The organism is Sporomusa sp. GT1 (genome assembly GCF_014634905.1).
GTDB classification, from domain to species: domain Bacteria; phylum Bacillota; class Negativicutes; order Sporomusales; family Sporomusaceae; genus Sporomusa; species Sporomusa sphaeroides.
Genome location: NZ_BMBX01000073.1, coordinates 1 through 559, shown reverse-complemented (window position 1 = coordinate 559; position 559 = coordinate 1). Strand labels below are relative to the sequence as shown.

The following is a 559-nucleotide window of genomic DNA, read 5'->3' as shown; positions in this document are numbered from 1 at the left end:
TCAATTCCCGCATCAGCGCCGGCACCCCGCCTGCATACCAGAACAGGTCTGTGGGCCATTGCCCGCCTGTTTTCAGGCTGACAAGCACAGGAACTTCCCGGTTGATGGCATCAAACTCCTGCTGGTCTATTGCAATCCCCACTTCACGGGCAATAGCCGGCAGATGCAGCAGGGCGTTGGTTGAGCCTCCCAGCGCGGCATGAACCATCAGGGCGTTCATGAAATTTTTCCGGCTGATAAACTTACGGGGAATCAGGGAGTTCTTTACATTATCAATAATTTGCCGTCCGGCTCGCCGGGCATAGCGGGTTAAATGGGTGGTGTAGGCGGCAGCCAGAGCATTCCCCGGCAAAGCCAGGCCAAGGGCCTCCGACATACACTGCATCGTGCTTGCTGTGCCGATAAACTGGCAGGCACCGGCGCTGGGACAGCAGTTACGTGAATAATACATGAGTTCCTGTTCGGTCATCTCACCTTTGACATACTTGTCACCGGCTCCGTAGAGAATTTCGGAGGACATATAATTGGGACCGCTGAGCATGGAACCGCCGGTCACATG

The 559-nt window shown here is 55.5% G+C and carries 1 protein-coding gene; it reads right to left on the bottom strand.

Features of this window, described 5'->3' with window-relative positions:
• A partial coding sequence (locus GT1_RS21865; RefSeq protein ID WP_255430474.1) for a dihydroxy-acid dehydratase occupies window positions 1-520 on the bottom strand: 520 nt, incomplete at its 3' end.
• Between the last annotated feature and the right edge of the window lie 39 nt (window positions 521-559).